Origin of the sequence: Clostridium sp. C8 (assembly GCF_001010885.1) — a bacterium.
GTDB lineage: Bacteria > Bacillota > Clostridia > Clostridiales > Clostridiaceae > Clostridium > Clostridium sartagoforme.
Map to the genome: position 1 here is coordinate 1 of NZ_LBMX01000087.1, position 1,889 is coordinate 1,889.

1 protein-coding gene and 1 pseudogene are annotated in these 1,889 nt (G+C 29.9%); both read left to right on the plus strand.

Translation table 11 applies throughout. The features are described from left to right. Window positions 1-168: 168 nt before the first annotated feature. Window positions 169-672: pseudogene (locus AAT22_RS13830) on the plus strand (IS21 family transposase); the annotation flags it as partial. Beyond that, on the plus strand, window positions 665-1,417 hold the full coding sequence (gene istB / locus AAT22_RS13835) for an IS21-like element helper ATPase IstB (RefSeq protein ID WP_047001662.1): 753 nt from the start codon (window positions 665-667) through the stop codon (window positions 1,415-1,417). The pseudogene AAT22_RS13830 and the gene istB, both read left to right, overlap by 8 nt. The last annotated feature ends 472 nt before the right edge of the window (window positions 1,418-1,889 follow it).

Genomic DNA, 1,889 nt, shown 5'->3' on the forward strand with positions numbered 1-1,889 from the left:
CTCTCTTGTAAATTCTTTTAATTTATTATGTATATCCTCTCTCATAATTGCACCTACCTCTTTGGTAATTCCCTACAATTATATATTGAAAAAAGATAACATAAAAAGTGCATAAATTCCTACATTTTGATGTTGGAACTTTTATGCACTTTCATATTAACATTTACACCTATGAAATTATTGGATGAAATAAGAGCATATAATGGAACCTTAGATTATGAAGGTCTGCATAAGCTGGTTTCTGATTTAAACAATAGAATTAATAGTACATGTCATACATCAACTGGTAAAATACCTATATTGCATTTAGAAAAAGAGAAAGATTCCTTATCTGAACTGCCTAAAGACCAGATAAGGAATCACTACAAAATAATCACCACAAATGTTAAAGTAAATAGCCAAAGCATGATTTCATATAAATCAAACCTGTATTCTGTACCACCAGAATACATAGGCAAAAAACTAAAACTTCAAGTTTATGATGATCAACTACATTTGTATTATAGCACAAATTTAGTTACTATTCATAGAATACAAAATCAGAAGTTAAATTATCATGCTGATCATTATACTGAAATCAGTGCTTTAACATTTAATAAAAATTCATATGAAATGATAGAAATAGCTAGAAATAATTTAAAAATGATAGGAGAACTATATCAAAATGAATAGTACATATACACAACTCATAAATAATTTAGAATATTTGAAGATGAAGCAAATGATTACTCATTTGGACGAAGTTATTGATTTTACAACAAAGAATAATCTGTCTTTTGTTGATGCTCTTATTAAGCTTACAGCTCATGAAATTGACTATAAAGAAGCAAACATGATTAAATCTATGGTTAAGGTTGGAGCGTTTCCACATCAAAAAGAAATTAAAGAATTTGACTTTAATTTTCAACCTGAAATTAATAAAGATCAAATATTAGATTTCTTGACACTACGATTTTTAGAATCTAAAGAAAATATTGTATTTTTAGGTTCTAGTGGAGTTGGTAAAACACATCTGGCGACTTCTATTGGAATCGCGGCTGCGAAGCGACGTTACAGCACTTATTTCATTAAGTGCAATGATTTATTGCAACAGCTAAAGCGAGCAAATCTAGAGAATAGATTAGATGCTAGACTTAAACACTTTAGCAAATATAAACTTCTTATTATTGATGAATTGGGATATTTACCCATAGATAAAGAAGATTCAAAATTATTTTTCCAATTAATCGATATGAGATATGAGAAGAAAAGTACCATATTAACTACCAACATAAATTTTAACTCTTGGGATGATATTTTTTATGATCCTGTTATAGCTAATGCTATTTTAGATAGAGTTTTGCACCATGCTCACGTCGTTACAATTAATGGAAAGTCATATAGATTAAAAGATCATTTTAGACAAGAAGAAGATTAAAAAACTACATTCTTAAATGATCAAAAAGTTACATTTCTAGCTTGACATTTATAGCTAATCATATTCTTGTACCTTCATTGACTTCTTGTTCAAAAACCCAATATTTTTGCAATACGCTCCTTTTTACCTTGCCTCTACATTCTGTGCAAGAATGTTTTGTTTTATTTCGCGAAGGCGGTAAATCTCATCAGCCACGTTGCAATAATCAAGGTCCTTTCCAATATTCTCTTACATTAATATATGCGATAATAAATGCCAGTCAATTGCTTAATTTTATTCATTAAATAACATTAGCACACCGACGTAATGTTCTGTCAGTGTGCTAATGCACCGTCTTTTTTACTCAATCATGATGCGTTTTGAAGTGTCGACCTGTTCCTTTTTCGGCACCTTAATCGTCAACACACCTTCTTCTAGTTTTGCCTGAATACTTTCTTCATTTGCATCTGCGAGTAAAATGCTTCGTGACATC